Origin of the sequence: Calothrix rhizosoleniae SC01 (assembly GCF_900185595.1) — a bacterium.
Lineage (GTDB): Bacteria > Cyanobacteriota > Cyanobacteriia > Cyanobacteriales > Nostocaceae > Calothrix_A > Calothrix_A rhizosoleniae.
The window spans coordinates 1-17,189 of record NZ_FYBH01000330.1; the positions used below are offsets into that span (position 1 = coordinate 1).

At 41.2% G+C, this 17,189-nt stretch carries 16 protein-coding genes; 5 read left to right on the plus strand and 11 right to left on the minus strand.

Annotated features, from left to right (window positions below; translation table 11 throughout):
* Positions 1 to 550: pentapeptide repeat-containing protein (locus CALSC_RS20150; RefSeq protein ID WP_143288319.1), on the plus strand; the 550-nt coding region annotated here is incomplete at its 5' end.
* 323 nt (positions 551 to 873) lie between these two features.
* Here the strand turns inward: CALSC_RS20150 and CALSC_RS26640 are convergent.
* Both CALSC_RS26640 and glgP read right to left on the minus strand, forming a co-directional pair.
* The gene (locus CALSC_RS26640; protein ID WP_159460654.1) at positions 874 to 1,026 is read right to left on the minus strand and encodes a hypothetical protein; all 153 of its coding nucleotides are present in this window, start codon (positions 1,024 to 1,026) and stop codon (positions 874 to 876) included.
* A 21-nt stretch (positions 1,027 to 1,047) separates the two neighbouring features.
* Positions 1,048 to 3,609 carry an alpha-glucan family phosphorylase gene (gene glgP, locus CALSC_RS20155; RefSeq protein WP_088243067.1) on the minus strand — a complete coding sequence of 854 codons (2,562 nt, stop codon included), beginning with the start codon at positions 3,607 to 3,609 and terminating at the stop codon, positions 1,048 to 1,050.
* A 312-nt stretch (positions 3,610 to 3,921) separates the two neighbouring features.
* Here glgP and CALSC_RS20160 point away from each other — a divergent pair, with 312 nt between their 5' ends.
* Positions 3,922 to 4,587 (plus strand): peroxiredoxin-like family protein, encoded by a 666-nt coding sequence (locus tag CALSC_RS20160; RefSeq protein WP_088243068.1) that lies wholly within the window; start codon positions 3,922 to 3,924, stop codon positions 4,585 to 4,587.
* A gap of 70 nt (positions 4,588 to 4,657) precedes the next feature.
* Here the strand turns inward: CALSC_RS20160 and CALSC_RS26645 are convergent, their stop codons facing one another.
* Positions 4,658 to 4,828 (minus strand): hypothetical protein, encoded by a 171-nt coding sequence (locus CALSC_RS26645; protein ID WP_159460655.1) that lies wholly within the window; start codon positions 4,826 to 4,828, stop codon positions 4,658 to 4,660.
* On the opposite strand from CALSC_RS26645, the gene crtD reads away from it, so the two are divergent.
* A complete protein-coding gene (crtD, locus tag CALSC_RS20165; protein WP_088243069.1) occupies positions 4,822 to 6,342 on the plus strand; it encodes a C-3',4' desaturase CrtD in 1,521 nt (506 codons plus the stop codon). The genes CALSC_RS26645 and crtD overlap by 7 nt on opposite strands.
* 135 nt (positions 6,343 to 6,477) lie before the next feature.
* Positions 6,478 to 6,951 carry a DNA phosphorothioation-associated protein 4 gene (locus tag CALSC_RS20170; protein ID WP_088243070.1) on the plus strand — a complete coding sequence of 158 codons (474 nt, stop codon included), beginning with the start codon at positions 6,478 to 6,480 and terminating at the stop codon, positions 6,949 to 6,951.
* Between the two features lie 82 nt (positions 6,952 to 7,033).
* Here CALSC_RS20170 and CALSC_RS20175 read toward each other — a convergent pair whose 3' ends face one another.
* The 3 genes from CALSC_RS20175 to CALSC_RS20185 form a co-directional block, all read right to left on the minus strand.
* Positions 7,034 to 7,381: a hypothetical protein gene (locus CALSC_RS20175; RefSeq protein WP_088243071.1), complete on the minus strand. Its 348-nt coding sequence runs from the start codon at positions 7,379 to 7,381 to the stop codon at positions 7,034 to 7,036.
* 230 nt (positions 7,382 to 7,611) lie between these two features.
* Complete coding sequence (ilvN, locus tag CALSC_RS20180) at positions 7,612 to 8,130, minus strand: acetolactate synthase small subunit (RefSeq protein ID WP_088243072.1); 519 nt, start codon at positions 8,128 to 8,130, stop codon at positions 7,612 to 7,614.
* A gap of 237 nt (positions 8,131 to 8,367) precedes the next feature.
* Positions 8,368 to 10,245: a bifunctional serine/threonine-protein kinase/formylglycine-generating enzyme family protein gene (locus tag CALSC_RS20185; protein WP_088243073.1), complete on the minus strand. Its 1,878-nt coding sequence runs from the start codon at positions 10,243 to 10,245 to the stop codon at positions 8,368 to 8,370.
* Positions 10,246 to 10,737: 492 nt separating this feature from the next.
* On the opposite strand from CALSC_RS20185, the gene CALSC_RS20190 reads away from it, so the two are divergent.
* The gene (locus tag CALSC_RS20190) at positions 10,738 to 11,172 is read left to right on the plus strand and encodes a QcrA and Rieske domain-containing protein (protein ID WP_088243074.1); all 435 of its coding nucleotides are present in this window, start codon (positions 10,738 to 10,740) and stop codon (positions 11,170 to 11,172) included.
* On the opposite strand, the gene CALSC_RS20195 is transcribed toward CALSC_RS20190, so the two are convergent.
* The 5 genes from CALSC_RS20195 to rfbF all read right to left on the minus strand — a co-directional run bounded on the left by CALSC_RS20195 (position 11,169) and on the right by rfbF (position 17,094).
* Positions 11,169 to 12,356 (minus strand): class I SAM-dependent methyltransferase, encoded by a 1,188-nt coding sequence (locus tag CALSC_RS20195; protein ID WP_088243075.1) that lies wholly within the window; start codon positions 12,354 to 12,356, stop codon positions 11,169 to 11,171. The genes CALSC_RS20190 and CALSC_RS20195 overlap by 4 nt on opposite strands.
* 107 nt (positions 12,357 to 12,463) lie before the next feature.
* The gene (locus tag CALSC_RS20200) at positions 12,464 to 13,687 is read right to left on the minus strand and encodes a class I SAM-dependent methyltransferase (protein WP_088243076.1); all 1,224 of its coding nucleotides are present in this window, start codon (positions 13,685 to 13,687) and stop codon (positions 12,464 to 12,466) included.
* A gap of 163 nt (positions 13,688 to 13,850) precedes the next feature.
* A complete protein-coding gene (locus CALSC_RS20205; protein WP_088243077.1) occupies positions 13,851 to 15,080 on the minus strand; it encodes a class I SAM-dependent methyltransferase in 1,230 nt (409 codons plus the stop codon).
* 195 nt (positions 15,081 to 15,275) lie between these two features.
* A complete protein-coding gene (locus CALSC_RS20210) occupies positions 15,276 to 16,313 on the minus strand; it encodes an NAD-dependent epimerase/dehydratase family protein (protein ID WP_088243078.1) in 1,038 nt (345 codons plus the stop codon).
* Positions 16,237 to 17,094 (minus strand): glucose-1-phosphate cytidylyltransferase, encoded by an 858-nt coding sequence (rfbF, locus tag CALSC_RS20215; protein WP_088243079.1) that lies wholly within the window; start codon positions 17,092 to 17,094, stop codon positions 16,237 to 16,239. Before rfbF ends, CALSC_RS20210 begins: the two co-directional genes overlap by 77 nt.
* Positions 17,095 to 17,189: the final 95 nt, after the last annotated feature.

Sequence of the window (17,189 nt, forward strand, 5' to 3'; positions counted from 1 at the left end):
CTTAATTAACTACAGTGATGTTATTGAACTAGGAACTTTTAATCATTTAGTTAAGCGATACCTCAGGGGTGCCAACCTCAAGGGTACCTCCCTCAAGGGTGCCGACCTCAGGGGTGCTGATCTCAGCTTTGCCGACCTCATAGAAGCCGACCTCGTAGAAGCTAACCTCAGAGGTGCTGACCTCAGCTTTGCCGACCTCATAGAAGCTGACCTCAGGAGTGCTAACCTCAGGGGTGCTGACCTCAGGGGTGCTTCCCTCAGCTTTGCCGAACTCAAGGGTGCTCACCTCAAGGGTGCTGACCTCAGGGGTGCTGACCTCAGAGGTACTGACCTCAGGGGTGCTTCCCTCATAGAAGCTGGTCTCAGGGGTGCTGACCTCAGGGGTGCTGACCTTATAGAAGCCGACCTCAAGGGTGCCTACCTCAAAGATGCGGACTTCATGGGTGCTATAAACCTAACTCCACAACAAGTCCAATCTGCCAACAATTGGGAAAATGCAAAATATGACGACGATTTCCGTATCAAACTAGGCTTAACACCATATACGTAGGGCTTGCTGAAAAAGTTTTTTGGTGGGGGTAGGGAGTAGGGAGTAGGGAGTAGTTCGGTGCCTCTTTATTTCTATTCTTTTTGCCAGAAAAAATAACAGATGCAAGGATTTTAAACCTAAAATCCTAATTTCCTTGCACAAAGTCCCCAATAAAGTAGCCTCAAAGCATTGATAAATCAATATTTTTCAGTTATTCAGCAGACCCTACGTAACCTGAGTTCGGGATAAGAAAATCTGGTAGAAGGTCGGGAACTCTTAACAGGGAACAGGGAATAGGAAAGAGTAAATAATTAATGGTTATAGTTTTGAGGATTGATTTTAAACTATGCATTATGACCTAAATTCAACCCTTCTGCCTCCTGCCTCCTGCCTCCTGCCTTGTCACAACAGACCAATTCCTTAAACCGAACTGAGGTTACGTAAAGCGATCGCTTATTTCTCACATCAACAGAGTAGGGAAAAATGAAATAATCCATTCTTCCCCCTTTCCCTCTTTCCTACTCAGCCCAAGCAATTAACCTAGGTTCATAGGGATTAGCCAAATATTTATTTTTTGGTAGTACCCGTAAAGATAAACCCTGGAAACCAGAGGTGGTGTAGGTTATATCAGCAGTGTAAATACTTAATCCCTGGTTATCTTCACCTTGATAATTCATCACCGTTGCTACGGCATTAACAATATCACCATTAGCATCGATCGCACCTTGATAGATTTCCACCTGCACGTCATTGTTAGTTAAGGTTGCCAGGTCTAAGGTTGCTTTGACGTTAACGGTTTGATTAACTTCAATATCCATACCTAGGGAAACATCAATATCTTTGATTTTGATGTTGTACCAATGGTCGTTGAGGTTGGCTTTCCAAGCTGCTAATTCTTTAGCTGGAGTATATTGATTGCTGGTCAGGGTATAATAGCGATCGCTGGCTGGGAAATATGCCCTTTGAGCATACTCTGCCAACATCCGTGAGGTGTTGAAGAAAGGACAATTTAAGCGAATAGCATTCTTCATTTTCGCAATCCAATGGCGGGGTAAACCATCTTCATCGCGATTGTAAAATAGAGGCACAACCTCTTTTTCTAGCAAATCATAAAGGGCATTTGCCTCTACCTCATCTTGGTAATTAGGATCGTCATAAATTTCCCCATGTCCAATTGCCCAACCTGTACTCACGTAATCGGCTTCATCCCACCAACCATCTAAGACACTGACATTGGGTAAGCCGTTCATCGCTGCTTTCATCCCACTAGTACCAGAAGCTTCTCGGGGACGACGGGGTGTATTTAACCAAATATCACAACCAGCTACCATCAACCTTGATATATGAATGTCATAGTTAGGCACAAATACCACTTGCTTTTCTAAACCTTGTTCCCGGATAAAGTGATTGATATCCCGGATTAGTTCTTTTCCAGGTATATCTTTGGGGTGTGCCTTACCTGCAATCACAAATTGTACTTTGCGCTGTTTGTCTCCCAATAAAATTTCCCGAATGCGCTGCAAATCTCGCATCCACAGAGTTGCCCGTTTATAGGTAGCGAAACGTCGGGCAAAACCAATGGTGAAGGCATAGGGATCGAGGACTTCTTGGGCTTGGGCAATGTCGGAAGCGGAACCACCGCGATCGCGCAAATGTTTGACTAAATGATCCCGGACATACAATATCATATCCAGACGGCAGCGTTCGTGATTGCGCCACAATTCTTCATCGGGAATCGAATCCATCCGATCCCACAAGGGATTATCTGATGGTGCTGATGACCAATTAGGCCCTAAATAGCGATCGTACAATTCTTGGGTCGATTTGGCTACACAACTGCGAGCATGAACGCCATTGGTAATTGCTTTAATGGGGACTTCCTGTACAGGTACATTTTGCCACAAGCCTTTAAACATTTGTCGGGAAACTGAACCATGTAACTGTGCCACACCATTAGAAAATCCCGCCATTTTCAGCGCCAATACCGCCATACTAAAAGGTGCGGATAAATCACCTGTGTTTTCCCGTCCCAATGCCAAAAAATGGTCTTTGGGGAAATCAAAAATATCTACATAATGTCCCAAGTAATACAAAATTTTATCTGGGGGAAACAAGTCAATACCTGCGGGTACTGGGGTATGGGTAGTAAAAATATTTGTAGATGCCACAACTTGTCTGGCATCAGCATAATTCAGCCCTTCTTCCTGAATCAACATGCGGATACGCTCCAAGGCAGAAAAGGCTGCATGACCTTCATTCATATGGTAGGCAGTGACATTATATCCCAGTGCCTTCAACATCCTTACACCACCCACACCCAGCATAATTTCCTGGTGTATGCGCATATCTGTATCACCACCGTAAAGCTGATCGGTGATATCGTGGTCGTAAGGATTATTGGGCTCAATATTGGTATCTAACATATACAGTGGCACTTTACCTACCTGTACGCGCCATACCCTGGCATATACGATCCGTCCTGGATAATCCACCTCAATCCGTAATTCGGAACCATCTGGGTTGCGCTCCAGATGTAAAGTCATATTGTAAAAATCATTGATGGGATAACGTTCCTGTTGCCAACCATCCACATTCAAATACTGAGCAAAATAACCTTGCTGGTATAGTAATCCTACACCCACCAATGGTAAGCCCAAATCACTAGAAGATTTCAAGTGATCCCCAGCTAATACCCCTAAACCACCGGAATAGATTGGTAAACAATCCGTTAGTCCAAACTCTGCCGAAAAATAGGCATAACATTCTGGTTGATGATTGGGGCGTTGTTTTTGGTACCAAGTGCGCTCATTCATGTATTCCTCTAACTGTACAAGTGAGCGATCCATTTGGGCTAAAAAGCCATCATCTTCCACAACTTCCATCAACCGCGTTTGGCTAATAGTGCCGAGCATTAACACCGGATTATGATGGCTGGATTCCCATAAATCGGGATCTAAACGACGAAATAAGTCCTTTGTTTCGACATTCCAATCCCAATGCAAGTTATATGCAAGTTTTCGTAGGGGTTCCAGTCGTTGAGGTAAAGAAGGAGAAACATTGAAAGTGCGAATCGGTTGCATAAATTAGGAAGACTCCATACCTGGGTAGCTATGGTTATTGTTGACCCTCTTGAGTCAATATTGTCAATTTTTTATACTATGTTTGGAAATTGACCAACATGCGAGGTCATACCATGTCCGATTAAATGCTTATCATTAAGACTGCAAGGGGGCAGGGAGCAGGTAAGCCACTGCGTTGCGTTGTAGCAAGTGGCGCAACCCGAAGGGGAGCAGAGGGAGAAAGAGCTTGGGTGATTTTTGCATGGATGGCAATATCATAAGTAATCAGGCGGACATCATATCAATACAACATAATCAAAATCCAAAATTGTAATGATTAACATTAATTCTTCTCTATCTCTAACTGAACAACTAGCCGAGCAAAAAGCCCAGGTAGTGCAAAATTTACCCGCAGAAATAGCAGATATATTCCTGCAAAAAGCAACGGAACTAGAAAATTCCGGTATCGCTACAAACAGCTTGGGTGTAGGGGATAAAGCTGCCAATTTTCAACTTCCTGACCCTGTGGGTAACATTATCAACTTGCAAGAACTACTAGCAAAAGGTCCAGTTTTACTGACATTCTATCGTGGTGGTTGGTGTCCTTACTGTAACCTTGAACTAAGAGCATTACAGCGATCGCTACCTGAATTAGAACAATACAATGCTTCCCTAGTGGCTATATCTCCAGAAACTCCGGATAATTCTCTATCTACAGCAGAGAAAAATCAACTGGAGTTTGCTGTCCTCAGTGATGCCGGACTGAATGTCGCTCGCCAATATGGTTTAGTCTTTACCCTTGACTCGGAATTACGTAGGATTTATGAGCAATTTGGTATTGATTTACCAAAGCAAAATGGTGACGAAAGTTACCAGCTACCCATTCCAGCCACTTATGTGATCGATCCAGAAAGTATAATTCGCTACGCCTACGTCAATACAGACTATACCCAAAGAGCTGACCCCAAGGAAATTATCCCAATCATTGCTCAACTCTAATCTGGCTTGAAAATAGGGAGTTAAGGAGTGAAGGAGTGAGGGAGTGATGGAATGATCAAGTAATAAAGAATTAAATTTCCTCATCTTCCCACACTTCCCACACTTCCCACACTCCCCCTGCTCCCTGCTCCCCTGCCTCTTTGTAAGGAATACCTTTTTCCTGACTAATCCAGTGACTCCAAAAAGTTGTAAAATAATAATAAGTAATGTTAAGAAAATTAAAATATAATATCAATGCCAAATCAGCGTATTGGCGAACAGAAAGCCCGTGTAATTGTGATTGGTGCTGGAATTGGTGGGCTGACAACAGGGGCACTGTTAGCTCGTAGAGGTTACGACGTGTTAATGTTGGATGCAGCAATTGTTCCTGGAGGCTGTGCATCTACTTTCAAACGTAAAGGCTTTACCTTTGATGTGGGGGCAACTCAAGTAGCAGGTTTAGAACCAGGAGGCATTCATCACCGTATTTTTACTGAATTAGGAATAGATTTACCCCCAGCCACACCTTGCGATCCTGCTTGTGCGGTATATTTGCCCGGAGAATCCACACCCATCAACGTTTGGCGAGATCCACAAAAATGGCAGCAAGAAAGGCAAAGACAGTTTCCTGGTAGCGAGACTTTCTGGAAATTGCTGGCAAATTTATTTAAAGCTAGTTGGAAATTTCAAGGACGTGACCCAGTACTTCCACCCCGGAATTTGTGGGATTTATTACAAATAACTCAGGCAGTGCGCCCAAGTACATTTATTACTATTCCCTATACTTTATTTACCGTGGGTGATGCCCTACGGTTTTGTGGTTTGGCAAATGACCACCGCTTGCGGACTTTTTTAGATTTGCAATTGAAGTTATATTCCCAGGTTAATGCCGAAGAGACAGCCTTATTATATGCCGCTACAGCCTTGGGTGTCTCCCAAGAGCCACAAGGATTGTATCATCTTCAAGGTAGTATGCAAGTGTTGAGCGATCGCTTAGTTGCAACCTTGGAAAGGGATGGTGGTAAGTTACTAATGGGTCACTCCGTGGAAAGTATTAAAGTTGACCGTGGTCAAGCCACAGGGGTAGTAATTCGTAACCAAAAAACTGGGGAAGTTTGGACAGAAACAGCAGATCACGTAGTTGCGAATGTAACTGTTCAAGATTTAGTCAAATTACTGGGTGATCAAGTTCCTCATGGGTATCAAAGAAGGGTGAAAAAACTCCCTCCAGCATCCGGTGCATTTGTAATATATTTGGGGGTAGATGCCAGTGCCATTCCCCCTGACTGTCCGCCGCACCTACAATTTATGTACGATGCCCATAAACCAATTGGGGAAAATAACTCCCTGTTTGTATCTGTTAGTCATCCAGGAGATGGACGTGCTCCTGAAGGAAAAGCGACAATTATTGCTTCTTCTTTCGTAGATACAGAACCTTGGTGGGAGACAGAGGATTATCAAGGATTAAAATACCAATATACAGAAGATGCCATTTCTCGCCTTGCTCAATTCTTCCATCTTCAGCCAGAAACAATTATCTATCAAGAAGCAGCCACGCCCCTGACCTTTGCTAGATTTACAGCTAGAAATAAAGGTATAGTGGGTGGTATTGGTCAAAGATTATCCACTTTTGGTCCCTTTGGTTTTGCCAATCGTACACCCATCAAGGACTTATGGTTAGTTGGTGACTCTACCCATCCCGGTGAAGGTACTGCTGGGGTAAGTTATTCAGCCCTGACTGTGGTGAGGCAAATTGAGAATACAAGAACAACCTAAACAATGATTCCCAAAGGCTCAGTTTTATACTGGTCGCAATTCATCTCCCGCTAAGTCTGGTGACTGTAACGGGAGATGAATTGCTCCATTAAGATAGAGTTAATCCAAAATCCAAAATCTAAAATCTAAAATTGTATGGCAGAAACTGGAAGAATCAGAGTCGCAAAAGATAAGGCTGAGTTGGTTAAGGCTTTGACTTCAGGTGATGGGGGTACTGGTCCTTTCAAGACTTTTGCTGATGTGGTTGTTTTTGCTGCTGCATTGGGTGCAAAACATAATAAGCGGGTTACTCTGGGGGAAATATCGAAGCGCGAACCATCACCCATTAGGTTGGAACACTTCACATCAATGGGACATGATTGGTTAATTAAATTGCTGGGAATTACGGAAACTCAACATCTAGATATACTATCCCTGACGGAAGAAGAGTATGAGGTTCAGCGTAACCATATTTTTGAAGAATATGCCAATGGTGGATTAGAAATATTACAAGCAGAATTACGGGGAGCCGTTGACTATTCAGAGAGAATTTTATTACTGTTAAGCTCTCAGAGGTTTAATACAGAACAGCAAACAGAGGAATTTGATTTAAGTAAATTCCTCTCTTAACTTTCTGTTAAACATATTGGTTTAAGTATGGAGCAAGATAGGACTCTATTCATCCACATTTGTAGTTGATCAATGAGTTTGTTTATCCAGCAAAACTTTCAATCAAATGCCAATGACGACAATCTTCAACCGCTTGTTTAATATATGTAAAAATTTGCCGACAGTGATTATCAAGTTGAAGTGGTAGTTCATCATTTTTGATCACCATATTCATCCTAGTTTCTGTTTCTGTAGCTGTGGATTTATCAATTAAAATTTCTACAACTACTAGCCTAGAAAAGGGAACATTACCAGGCACCTCACGAGCCATAATATAATCGGATGTGTAGTAAACGACATCTAAACCGCATTCTTGCAGAAGTTCTATCTGTAATGGTTGAAGACGCTCGAAAGGGATAGAAAGAGTAAAAGAACACGTATACCTAGCCATCGTAGCCAGCCCCAAGCTTTGCAATACTCAATCCATCCTATAATAAGTAAACAGTTAATTGACAGGTCTTTAATCTGAAACAGTAATTCATCTTACGCTCTACATGATGCCATCTTGGATTTTAGATTGTGAAAGAGTTAGTAAATAATTTTACCAATTGTAAGGACGCAAGCATTGCGCCCTTACAATTGATTGGCACTGAGGCTTTTTTCACTGCACTGACATTGGGATCAAACTTTTGCTTCCAAAGATTTGAGAAACTCAGTATTTACACGAGATTCACGGGTGAGAGCGATTTTACCAGTACGGGCGATTTCCCTCAAACCAAATTTTTGTAATACTTGAACGATCGCTACCATTTTACCTGGATCACCAACAACTTCCAAGGTTAAGGCGTCTTCAGCTACATCTACCACTCGGGCGCGGAAAATCTGCGCTAGTTCCACAATCTCAGAACGGGTACTACTAGTTGCATTGACTTTTAACAACATTAATTCCCTTTCTACGCAGGGGACTTCGGTAATATCATTCACCTTGAGCACATTAACGAGCTTATATAGTTGTTTTGTGAGTTGCTCAATCACGCGATCGTCACCAGGTACAACCATAGTAATACGGGATACGCCTCCCTGTTCAGCTTGTCCAACAGCAAGGCTTTCAATATTAAAACCACGACGGGCAAATAAACTAGCAATACGGGAGAGAACTCCCGATTCATCTTCTACAAGTACGGAAAGGGTATGTTTCATTGTCGCCAAGTCGGCTGAGGGAGCATTTTGGCAGTCAAAACATGGGCTATTTGCTGTGTGCTATGACTGCTAATTAATTACAGATATAGCCTTATATTTTAAGCTGAAACCCTATACCCATTTCAAGCTTTTTGCAAAAAGGAAACTGGTTTATGGGAAACAAATTTTTCCGCCGAAGGCGGATGAGGGAAAAGTGAAGAAGTGTAAAGGGGAAGAGGGGAAAAGGATAAAGGGCTATTAATAAGTCCTCCCAAACGCGCACACAACCCGAAAACCAATATTGAAGTTGATGTCATCGTGCCCCGCCCTAAGGACGTTAATGCGGTACGCAGAGCAGCAGTAAGAAGGAAGGTTAGCCCAGGAGCCGCCCCGCAGAGGAGAACGATAATCATTACCATTTCCTAACCATACTCTGCCATCATTTGGTAATCCCTCATAGTTACTATGCCAATGGTCTGCAGACCACTCCCAAACATTCCCATGCATATCGTATAAACCAAAAGCATTGGGTGGAAATGTTCCTACATCTATGGTTTGCTTTCTATCTTTACCCTTAGGTGCAGAAGCATATGTATAAGTCCCTTCATAGTTTGCTAAATCGGTGGTAATAGTCTCCCCAAAGTAAAATGGTGTAGTGGTTCCAGCACGACAAGCATATTCCCATTCTGCTTCACTGGGTAATCTATATTCTTTCCCTGTAGCTTTTAATAACTTGATACAAAATTCCACTGCATAATACCAGGATACTTGTTCTACAGGTCTATTCTTATTCCTATTCTCCCTACCAAACAACCATTTTGTACTTTCGTTTTTAAAGTGTGAGGGATTTTTACCCATAATCACCTGATACTGTTCTTGGGTGACTACATATTTCCCCATGAAGAAGGGTTTGACTGTGACTTGATGTTGGGGTCTTCCTATATCAAAGTTATTCTTCTCACTCTCTGGAGAACCCATTTTAAAGGTTCCCCCTGGTATCTGCACCATCTCCAAGGTGACACCATTACCCAAATCTTCTACAAAATACTTTGCTTGCAAGTTGCGGCGGTTAATGATTTCTCCCTTTGCATTCACAGTCACAGTTTCAAAGGAAAAGGTTTTGAGGGGTAAACCAACACTAGGCTGAGTAGTTGGTGGGGTTTTTGGCTGTGGTTGCGATACGGGATTATTTACAGATTGCTTTGCAGGAGGAACACTAACACTTTTCTGACTGGGTTGTGTAGTTGCTGCTTTCGTTTGTGGCTGATTAGGTTTGAGATTATTTACAGGTTGCGTTGGCGGAACAGTTCCCGCACCTAACATATCTAACCATTCCTCTACCGATTGAGGACGAAACTGATAATTCAATGCCATCCCCTTCATTATTGCCTCATTCACCCTATTGCTAATATTGTTGCCGGGATTTAAATCTTGAGGTGGTGTCAGGGGAATATTTTGTAATCTTGCTGTTACAGGCATAGGTAATTGCCCTGTTACCAAAGAATATAATGTAGCAACTAAAGCATAAACATCAATATATTCTCCCTTTTCTCCATCAGGTACATATTGTTCTGGTGGTGCAAAACCAGGGGTAAGACTTTGCGTATGTTGCTGTACGGAACCAGGGATAAATTGTCTAGCAATACCAAAGTCAATTAACACCACTTCTTGTTTTCCCTGACGCATCATAATATTACTGGGTTTTAAATCCCGATGCAGCAAGCCTCTTTCATGGACAACGGTTAATGCTTCGCCAATTTGCCGGATATATAGCAGTGCTTCAGCTTCTGATAATGCACCTTTTTTAGTTATTATCTTTCCTAAATCTTCTCCCTGAATATATTCCATTACCATACAGGGAAAGCTAGCATCATCAAATAAGTTCTCTATTTCTACGATATGAGGATGGCGACAAAAGGAAAGTCTTAATGCTTCATCTTTAAAATCTTGCCTGAGTTTACCTTGATGTGGTTGCCAAGCAGGATCGTTTAATATTTCTTCCCGCAGGGTTTTGATTACCCGCAGTTCCCCACGTCTATTGTTCGCCAGGTAAGTAATACCAACTCCCCCCTCACCCAGCTTTGATTCTATGACGTAGCGATTACCGAATAATTTCTTTCCCCGATTCCACACCATAAATCAGTAAAAATGCCAATAATAATTATTTTGACATAACAATCTAGACATTGCTGAACCTGGATATGAAACGTCAGTAAGAAGCAGGGGAGCAGGGAGCAGGGAGCAGGGGGAGAAAGAGCTTTGGTGATTTTTGCATGGATGGCTATATCATAAGTAATCAGGCGGACATGATATGAAAGTCGAAATTATCCTTATTCTTCTTTGTAATACCAATTCAAATAATGTTTGCGACATATAAACTCTTCGTCAGGGCACGGCACCAGTAAAATACTTTTATATATTGAAAGATTGTAGATGTTCCCTACCCATCTGTCCCATTCTTTTTTCAAATTGGTATAAGTACAGGACTTACGCAATTGTAACAATCGGTAGTTGGTGCGTGACGTTATAAGTCTTATTGCTATATTCAAATATTTTCGTCTTAAAATAACACCGAATACTGATATTCTGAGACAAATGGGCTTATCGTAAACTGAGTTTGTAACAGTTATGAATCGGCGTGATTTTTTAAGTTTGGTTGGTGTTGGTTGTATAGCCACTAGTTTACCAGTAGCGATCGCAGCTTGCTCTCCAGATAATAAAAGTAGTACCACTAATGCATCTAATGCATCTGGAGATTGGCAAAAGGTTGGTTCAGTTGCAGATTTGGATAGTAAGGGTCAATTACTAGCAAAAAACTCACCCATAGGTCCAGTGTTGGTTGTGGGTAAATCTCAAGATAGTAATCTGACTGCTGTTAACCCTAAATGTACCCATGCAGGCTGTACCGTGGAATGGGAATCTGACAGCAAAAAATTCCTCTGTCCCTGTCATGGTTCTGAATTTGGGATTGATGGAAAGGTGACAAAAGGTCCAGCCAGCAAACCCATGCCCAGTTACCTTGTGAAAGTGGAAGGGGATGCAGTGTTAGTTAAAGAAGGCTAAACACATACAAATTCAGCATCTAAGCCCATATCTGCCGTCATTTGACGGATTTCTTGCTCGTAAACAGGATTCATAATTAATATTAGTTCTGGTTGATATTCCTGTAAGAAGTCCGGAGGAACAATTCTCTGACCCGTTCCAGCTACATACATTCCTTGTTTCCGGGGGTTGAGGTCTACAATAAAGTCAATCTGATTTTTATTTTTCAATAAATTTAAGAAGGTAACACCTTTAGAACCTGCACCCCAAACTACGGTTCGTTGGTCTTTATGATTGATGTATTCCAGTTTACTCTGCCAAGTTTCCACCTTGCTGGTAAATCTTTGACTAAAGGTTTGAATATCCGCAGTTAGTTGTTGCAAATCACCAATTTGTTGTTCGCTCATTTCCTTGGTGCTTTCTCCTGGAACTGCTTCTAAACAGAGAAACTGACCACGAAATTCATCAGAAGTTTGCTGTACGCGGAATCCAGTGGATGCAAAGGCGTAGGATAAGGATACAGGAGCGAAATAGCAGCAGTGTTCGTAGATAATGTCCCAGATAGCCAAATCTCGGAATGTATCTAAACCATTAGGAACTTCAAAAAAGATAGCTGTATTGCTACGATTGCCAATAGCTTGACGGAGATTTTCTAATAGTATAGTTGGTTGAGGAATATGCTCTAAGGTATGCCGACAGCAAAGAAAATCACTGGCGTAATCTGCATATTTGTCGGAGTAATAATCTTGAATAAATGTGATTTTATCTTTAACCTTTTGATGCTCTGGGAGAGGAACATAGGTGGGGTCAAATCCGATTCCCTGGTTATTACCTAATTCACAGAGTAAAACTAAAAATTCGCCTTTGCCACAACCAATTTCAATAATGTTTTTATTATTTAAATCATGATTTTCGATTAATCTTTTAGCTAAAGATTGGGAATAATTTTGAAATCTGGGGGAAAAATCTAAGGAGTTTTCATAAGCTTGTGTATAGTCCAAAAGTGATGGTTCAAAAGTTGCATTACCGATAAACCCACAACTAGGACAAAAAGCTAGTTTAATATCTCCCTTCTGACAATTTTGTGCAGCTTTTTGCTCTGGCCATAATACGTTGCAAAATACAGGCACTTCTAACATTTCAAAAAAAATTTCAAAATGGTCGGAGCCGCATACGGGACAGATATGTTGAGACAGATTTGTCATGAATTTATATCTTATTTTTTTAACTAAACAATATGCAAAAAGTTTACTTATGTACAGCTCCTCGACTTATTGCAAAAGTCGAGGAGCTAAATTATAGGATTTAATGATTACAAAGGAATAACTTTTGTTGATACTCCCATCTGATCCAGCATTTTTTGAATTTCTTCACAGTAGATAGGATTCATGACAATCACTGTATCGGGTTGATATTCTTTCAAAAATTCTGGAGACATAATTTGCTTACCCACTCCAGGAATAAACTTACCATGACGGTGGGGATTGATATCAACCACATATTGAATTTTGTCAATGGTATCTAGGGTAGTAAGAAAAGCAACGCATTTGGAGCCAGAACCCCAAACAACTACTTTTTGACCCTCCGCTTGCATAGTTTCTAGCTTCTGTTTCCAATCATTCAGTTTGTTCTGAATGTTGTTAGCGAAGTATTTAACATCCTCGATTGTTTGTTCTAGGGTTTCTTCAAAAGGATGAATCTTATCTGAGGGTGTGGCGACTGGAATAGCTTCAATAAATAAATATTGGTCACCATAATCCCGATATAAGTCGGTGACTTCAAACCCACAAGCACGGAATAATCGAGCTAAGGAACCAGGGGTAAAATAGGAAGTGTGTTCGTAGTAAATGTCCTCAAATGCCATATCTTTGAGGACGCGGTTAGTATCGGGAATTTCAAATAGTACAGGAATGTGGCGATCGCCAATGGAACGGCGCACGGTGCTGATAAACTCAAAGGTGGGCTGAATATGTTCTAAGGTATGGCGACAACAAATAAAATCACCGACATATTTGGCGTGTTGCTCGCCGTAATAGTCTTGGATGAAAGTTACCCGTTCAGCAGCTTCACTGTTAACTCTTCCGGGAACTACGCTGGGGTCAATACCTACACCGCGATTGTTGCCTAATTCACACAATAACAGCAGAAAATCACCTTTGCTGCAACCAATTTCCACAATATCTTTGTTGCGGAGGTCATATTTTTCAACTAAACGGTTGGCTAACTCTAGGGCAAATTTATTAAATGTGGGAGAATAACTTTGTTGGTCTTCGTAATTGGGAGCGTAGGCTGACCATTTGCGATCAAATTCAATATTGGTAATGAAACCACAATGATCGCAAAAGCCTAAAACAACATCACCACAAGGAAACTTCTGTGCTTCCTCTTGACTGGAGATCATTAAACAGCTATGGACGGGAACTTGAGGTACTTCATAGAATAAGGATAATCCTTTGTGTCCGCAATTAGGGCAAGTATATTCTGCCAATTTAGCTGCTGATTTTGCCGGCTCTGATAGTAGTTGATTACCAGTCATTAATGTTATCTCCAATTTTTTGCTGTTGATAGTTGTTAGTTGGTAGTTGATAGTTGACAGTCTTTGAGTCGAATAATACTGTCCTAATTAATATGTCCATTGCTATATTTAGGAGCCATAATCTTGATAATTAATTCTGACTCCTAATTAGTAAAAACTTTTACTATACAATTTTGGGGTGAGGAATAGGCACAATAAACTTACCACCCTTTTGCTGATAAGCTTGTTGTTGTTGGATAATTTCTTCTGCGAAATTCCAAGCCAGAATTAATACATAATCAGGCATATCTTCTAGAATTTGAGATGGTGGCACAATCGGTAAATGATTGATACTCATAAACCGACCTTGCTTAAACTGATTTAAGTCAGCAACATAATCCAATAGGGTTTTATTAATATCAAAATAACTTAGCAATGTCGTTGCTTTTGCAGCTGCACCATAACCAACAACTTTCTTACCTTGGCGCTTCAAATCCCAGAGAATATCTAGTAAAGATTTCTTAACTTCAGCAATGCGATCGCCAAATTCTTGATAGTAGTCAATCCTATCTACTTTGCGCTCTGACTCCATGCTCAACAATGATTTTACAGAGTCTTGCACTGCTTCTTTCTTTTCAATAAATAACCGTAGAGAACCACCGTGAATTTTTGTCCGTTCCACATGATTTAAACACAAACCATGTCTACGAAATAATTTATCCAAAGCTGTGACTGAAAAGTAACATAAATGCTGGTGATAAATTGTATCAAATTCACAATGGTCAACCAAATCTACCACATAAGGGGCTTCAATTACCGCAACCCCAGTATCTTTGAGTAAGGTACCAAATCCAGCCACAAAACCATTTAAATCAGGAACGTGAGCCAAGACATTATTAGCCAAGAATACATCAGCTTGTTTACCTTCCTCCACCAACTTAATTGCTAAATCCTTGGTGAAGAAAGTACACATGGTAGGTACTCCTGCTTCGTTAGCCACTGCTGCGGGTTTTTCTGCAGGATCAATTCCTAATACGGGGATGCCCTTTTCTACAAAGTTTTTCAGCATATACCCGTCATTACTAGCAGCCTCTATCACTAAGCTATTGCTATCTAATGGTCGGGATTGAATAATTGCTTGAGCACTGTCACCAAAATGTTTGAGTAAGGAGGGTGATATGGAAGAAAAATAAGGATAATCGTCATAAAAAAGGATTTCTGGCGGTACTGTTTCATTAATCTGTACCAGTCCACAATGGGGACAAAATGCTAAATCTAATAAAGCTGTATATTCCGGTTTTTCTAATTGGTCTGTGGTTAAAAGTCTATCCGCTAGGGGAGTATAACCAAAATCAATAATTAAATCCAAATCTGGATTACCACAAGAACGGCAGATGGGCTGAGAATTGGGCATTAAAGTCTACTCCTATCACCTTCGCGTATCGCATTCATACTTGGCTGATAAATATTTGCAATCCTGAATTGGTAAGCCTGGTATTAACCTTGGGTTGAATACTTTAGCTTCAACAAAAGCACACCTACACAATTCAGGATTGCAACATTGTTAAAAATGGAAATATCAGGGATGTGAAATTATCCTCAAATTGGATTACACAGCTGCTTCAGTCCGCCAGCGTAAATTGTTATCTAAGCGAGATTCCCGTAGTAGTTTTTGAATGTGGGCAATTCGTTGATACTTCGGTCCTTCAAATTCTTCCAGGGTTAACCCAACTTGTTTATACACGTTGTAAAGTTCTTGTGCTCCCTTTGTGGCATTCCACTGAGGTTGGAAATCTGGTAGGGTATTAACTATTTTGCTGCAATCCACGCGATAGCAACGGGTATCAGGTGCTACACCTTGGGCATATTCAATGCGACAGCCGGGAACAGTTTTTTCAACGATGTTGGCAATATCCCGAATCTGGTAATTATCTTCATTACGTCCGACATTGAAAGCTTGATTGTGAATCAATTCCCTTGGTGCCTCCATGACAGCAACAAATGCCCGTGAGATATCTTCAATGTGAACAATCGGTCTCCAGGGTGTACCGTCACTTTTAATAAATACTTTACCAGTGGTGAAGGCCCAAGCTACTAAATTATTTAATACCAAGTCAAATCGTAATCTCGGTGATACCCCATAGGCAGTGGCATTACGCAGGAAGGTAGGAGAGAAGTTGTCGTCTGCTAATTGAGCAACGTCTTGTTCTACCTTAACCTTAGAAATACCGTAGGGAGTGACGGGATTAAAAGCTGATTCTTCGGTTAACCAGTCAGTCCCACCTGCACCATAGTTGCTACAAGAAGAAGAGAAGATATAACGACTAACTCCTGCTTGTTTACTCAACTGTGCCAATTTCACCGATGCTTGGTGGTTAATATCATAGGTGAGGTCGGGGTTGAGATTGCCCAAGGGATCGTTAGATAATCCAGCTAAATGCAATACAGCATCAAACCCTTCTACATCTTCTAGTTGGATGTCACGGATATCTTTTCTGATTTCTGGTATTTCTGGCAATCCTTCGCCAAAGGTGCTGTTTGCGTATAAGTCGCTATCTAAACCAACTACTTCATGCCCTTTCGCTACCAGCATGGGCGCGAGTATCGTTCCGATGTAACCCTTGTGTCCCGTTAGTAGTACTCGCATTTTCTTCTGGTTCCTCCCAAGTTTTCCAAGGTGCATTACCACTTGACCACAAACTTTCTAGCCTCCGCTTGTCCCTTAAGGTATCCATGCATTGCCAGAAGCCTGTGTATTTATATGCCATTAATTGTCCATCTTTGGCTAAGGACTCTAATGGTTCTTTTTCCCATTGAGTGTCATCTCCAGGAATATAATCAAATATTTCTGGTTCCAACACAAAGAAGGCTCCATTAATCCATCCTTCTTTGGTTTGTGGTTTTTCTGAGAATTCGTAGATTTGGTCTCCCTCAAGTTCTAGATGACCAAATCTAGATGGTGGGCGTACTGCTGTCATGGTAGCTAGCTTGCCATGGGATTTATGGAATGCTAGTAATTCTTGCAGATTAATATCGGAAACTCCATCCCCCCAGGTGAGCATGAAGGTTTCATTACCCATATAGGGTGCTAATCTTTTGATTCTTCCACCAGTATTGGTATGCAAACCAGTATCAATTAAATCTACGTTCCAATCTGGTTTATATCCCCCGTGCATCTGCACCTTTCCTTGGCGGAGGTTCACGGTTAAATTGCTGTTGAGGGAACAGTAGTCCACCATATATTTTTTGATGACTTCTGCTTTATATCCCAAAGCAATGACGAAATCTTGGAAGCCGTGGTGGGCATAATTCATCATAATATGCCACATAATTGGCTTACCACCTATTTCTACCATTGGTTTCGGTTTTTCTACCGTTTCCTCAGATAGACGGGTTCCCAACCCTCCTGCCAGTATTCCTACTTTCATATGCAAATGAAACTTGAGAATTTACTATGTCCATTGATAACACAAAATGATTCTATGTTAAGTAATTTCACTTTATATTGACAAAACTCTCTAAG

What these genes read in the sequence shown, in the direction of transcription:
- CALSC_RS26640 (WP_159460654.1), bottom strand. Translation starts at nt 1,026, where the DNA reads ATGGATTATTTCATTTTTCCCTACTCTGTTGATGTGAGAAATAAGCGA.
- glgP (WP_088243067.1), bottom strand. Translation starts at nt 3,609, where the DNA reads ATGCAACCGATTCGCACTTTCAATGTTTCTCCTTCTTTACCTCAACGA.
- CALSC_RS20160 (WP_088243068.1), top strand. Translation starts at nt 3,922, where the DNA reads ATGATTAACATTAATTCTTCTCTATCTCTAACTGAACAACTAGCCGAG.
- crtD (WP_088243069.1), top strand. Translation starts at nt 4,822, where the DNA reads ATGCCAAATCAGCGTATTGGCGAACAGAAAGCCCGTGTAATTGTGATT.
- CALSC_RS20170 (WP_088243070.1), top strand. Translation starts at nt 6,478, where the DNA reads ATGGCAGAAACTGGAAGAATCAGAGTCGCAAAAGATAAGGCTGAGTTG.
- CALSC_RS20175 (WP_088243071.1), bottom strand. Translation starts at nt 7,381, where the DNA reads ATGGCTAGGTATACGTGTTCTTTTACTCTTTCTATCCCTTTCGAGCGT.
- ilvN (WP_088243072.1), bottom strand. Translation starts at nt 8,130, where the DNA reads ATGAAACATACCCTTTCCGTACTTGTAGAAGATGAATCGGGAGTTCTC.
- CALSC_RS20185 (WP_088243073.1), bottom strand. Translation starts at nt 10,245, where the DNA reads ATGGTGTGGAATCGGGGAAAGAAATTATTCGGTAATCGCTACGTCATA.
- CALSC_RS20190 (WP_088243074.1), top strand. Translation starts at nt 10,738, where the DNA reads ATGAATCGGCGTGATTTTTTAAGTTTGGTTGGTGTTGGTTGTATAGCC.
- CALSC_RS20195 (WP_088243075.1), bottom strand. Translation starts at nt 12,356, where the DNA reads ATGACAAATCTGTCTCAACATATCTGTCCCGTATGCGGCTCCGACCAT.
- CALSC_RS20200 (WP_088243076.1), bottom strand. Translation starts at nt 13,687, where the DNA reads ATGACTGGTAATCAACTACTATCAGAGCCGGCAAAATCAGCAGCTAAA.
- CALSC_RS20205 (WP_088243077.1), bottom strand. Translation starts at nt 15,080, where the DNA reads ATGCCCAATTCTCAGCCCATCTGCCGTTCTTGTGGTAATCCAGATTTG.
- CALSC_RS20210 (WP_088243078.1), bottom strand. Translation starts at nt 16,313, where the DNA reads ATGCGAGTACTACTAACGGGACACAAGGGTTACATCGGAACGATACTC.
- rfbF (WP_088243079.1), bottom strand. Translation starts at nt 17,094, where the DNA reads ATGAAAGTAGGAATACTGGCAGGAGGGTTGGGAACCCGTCTATCTGAG.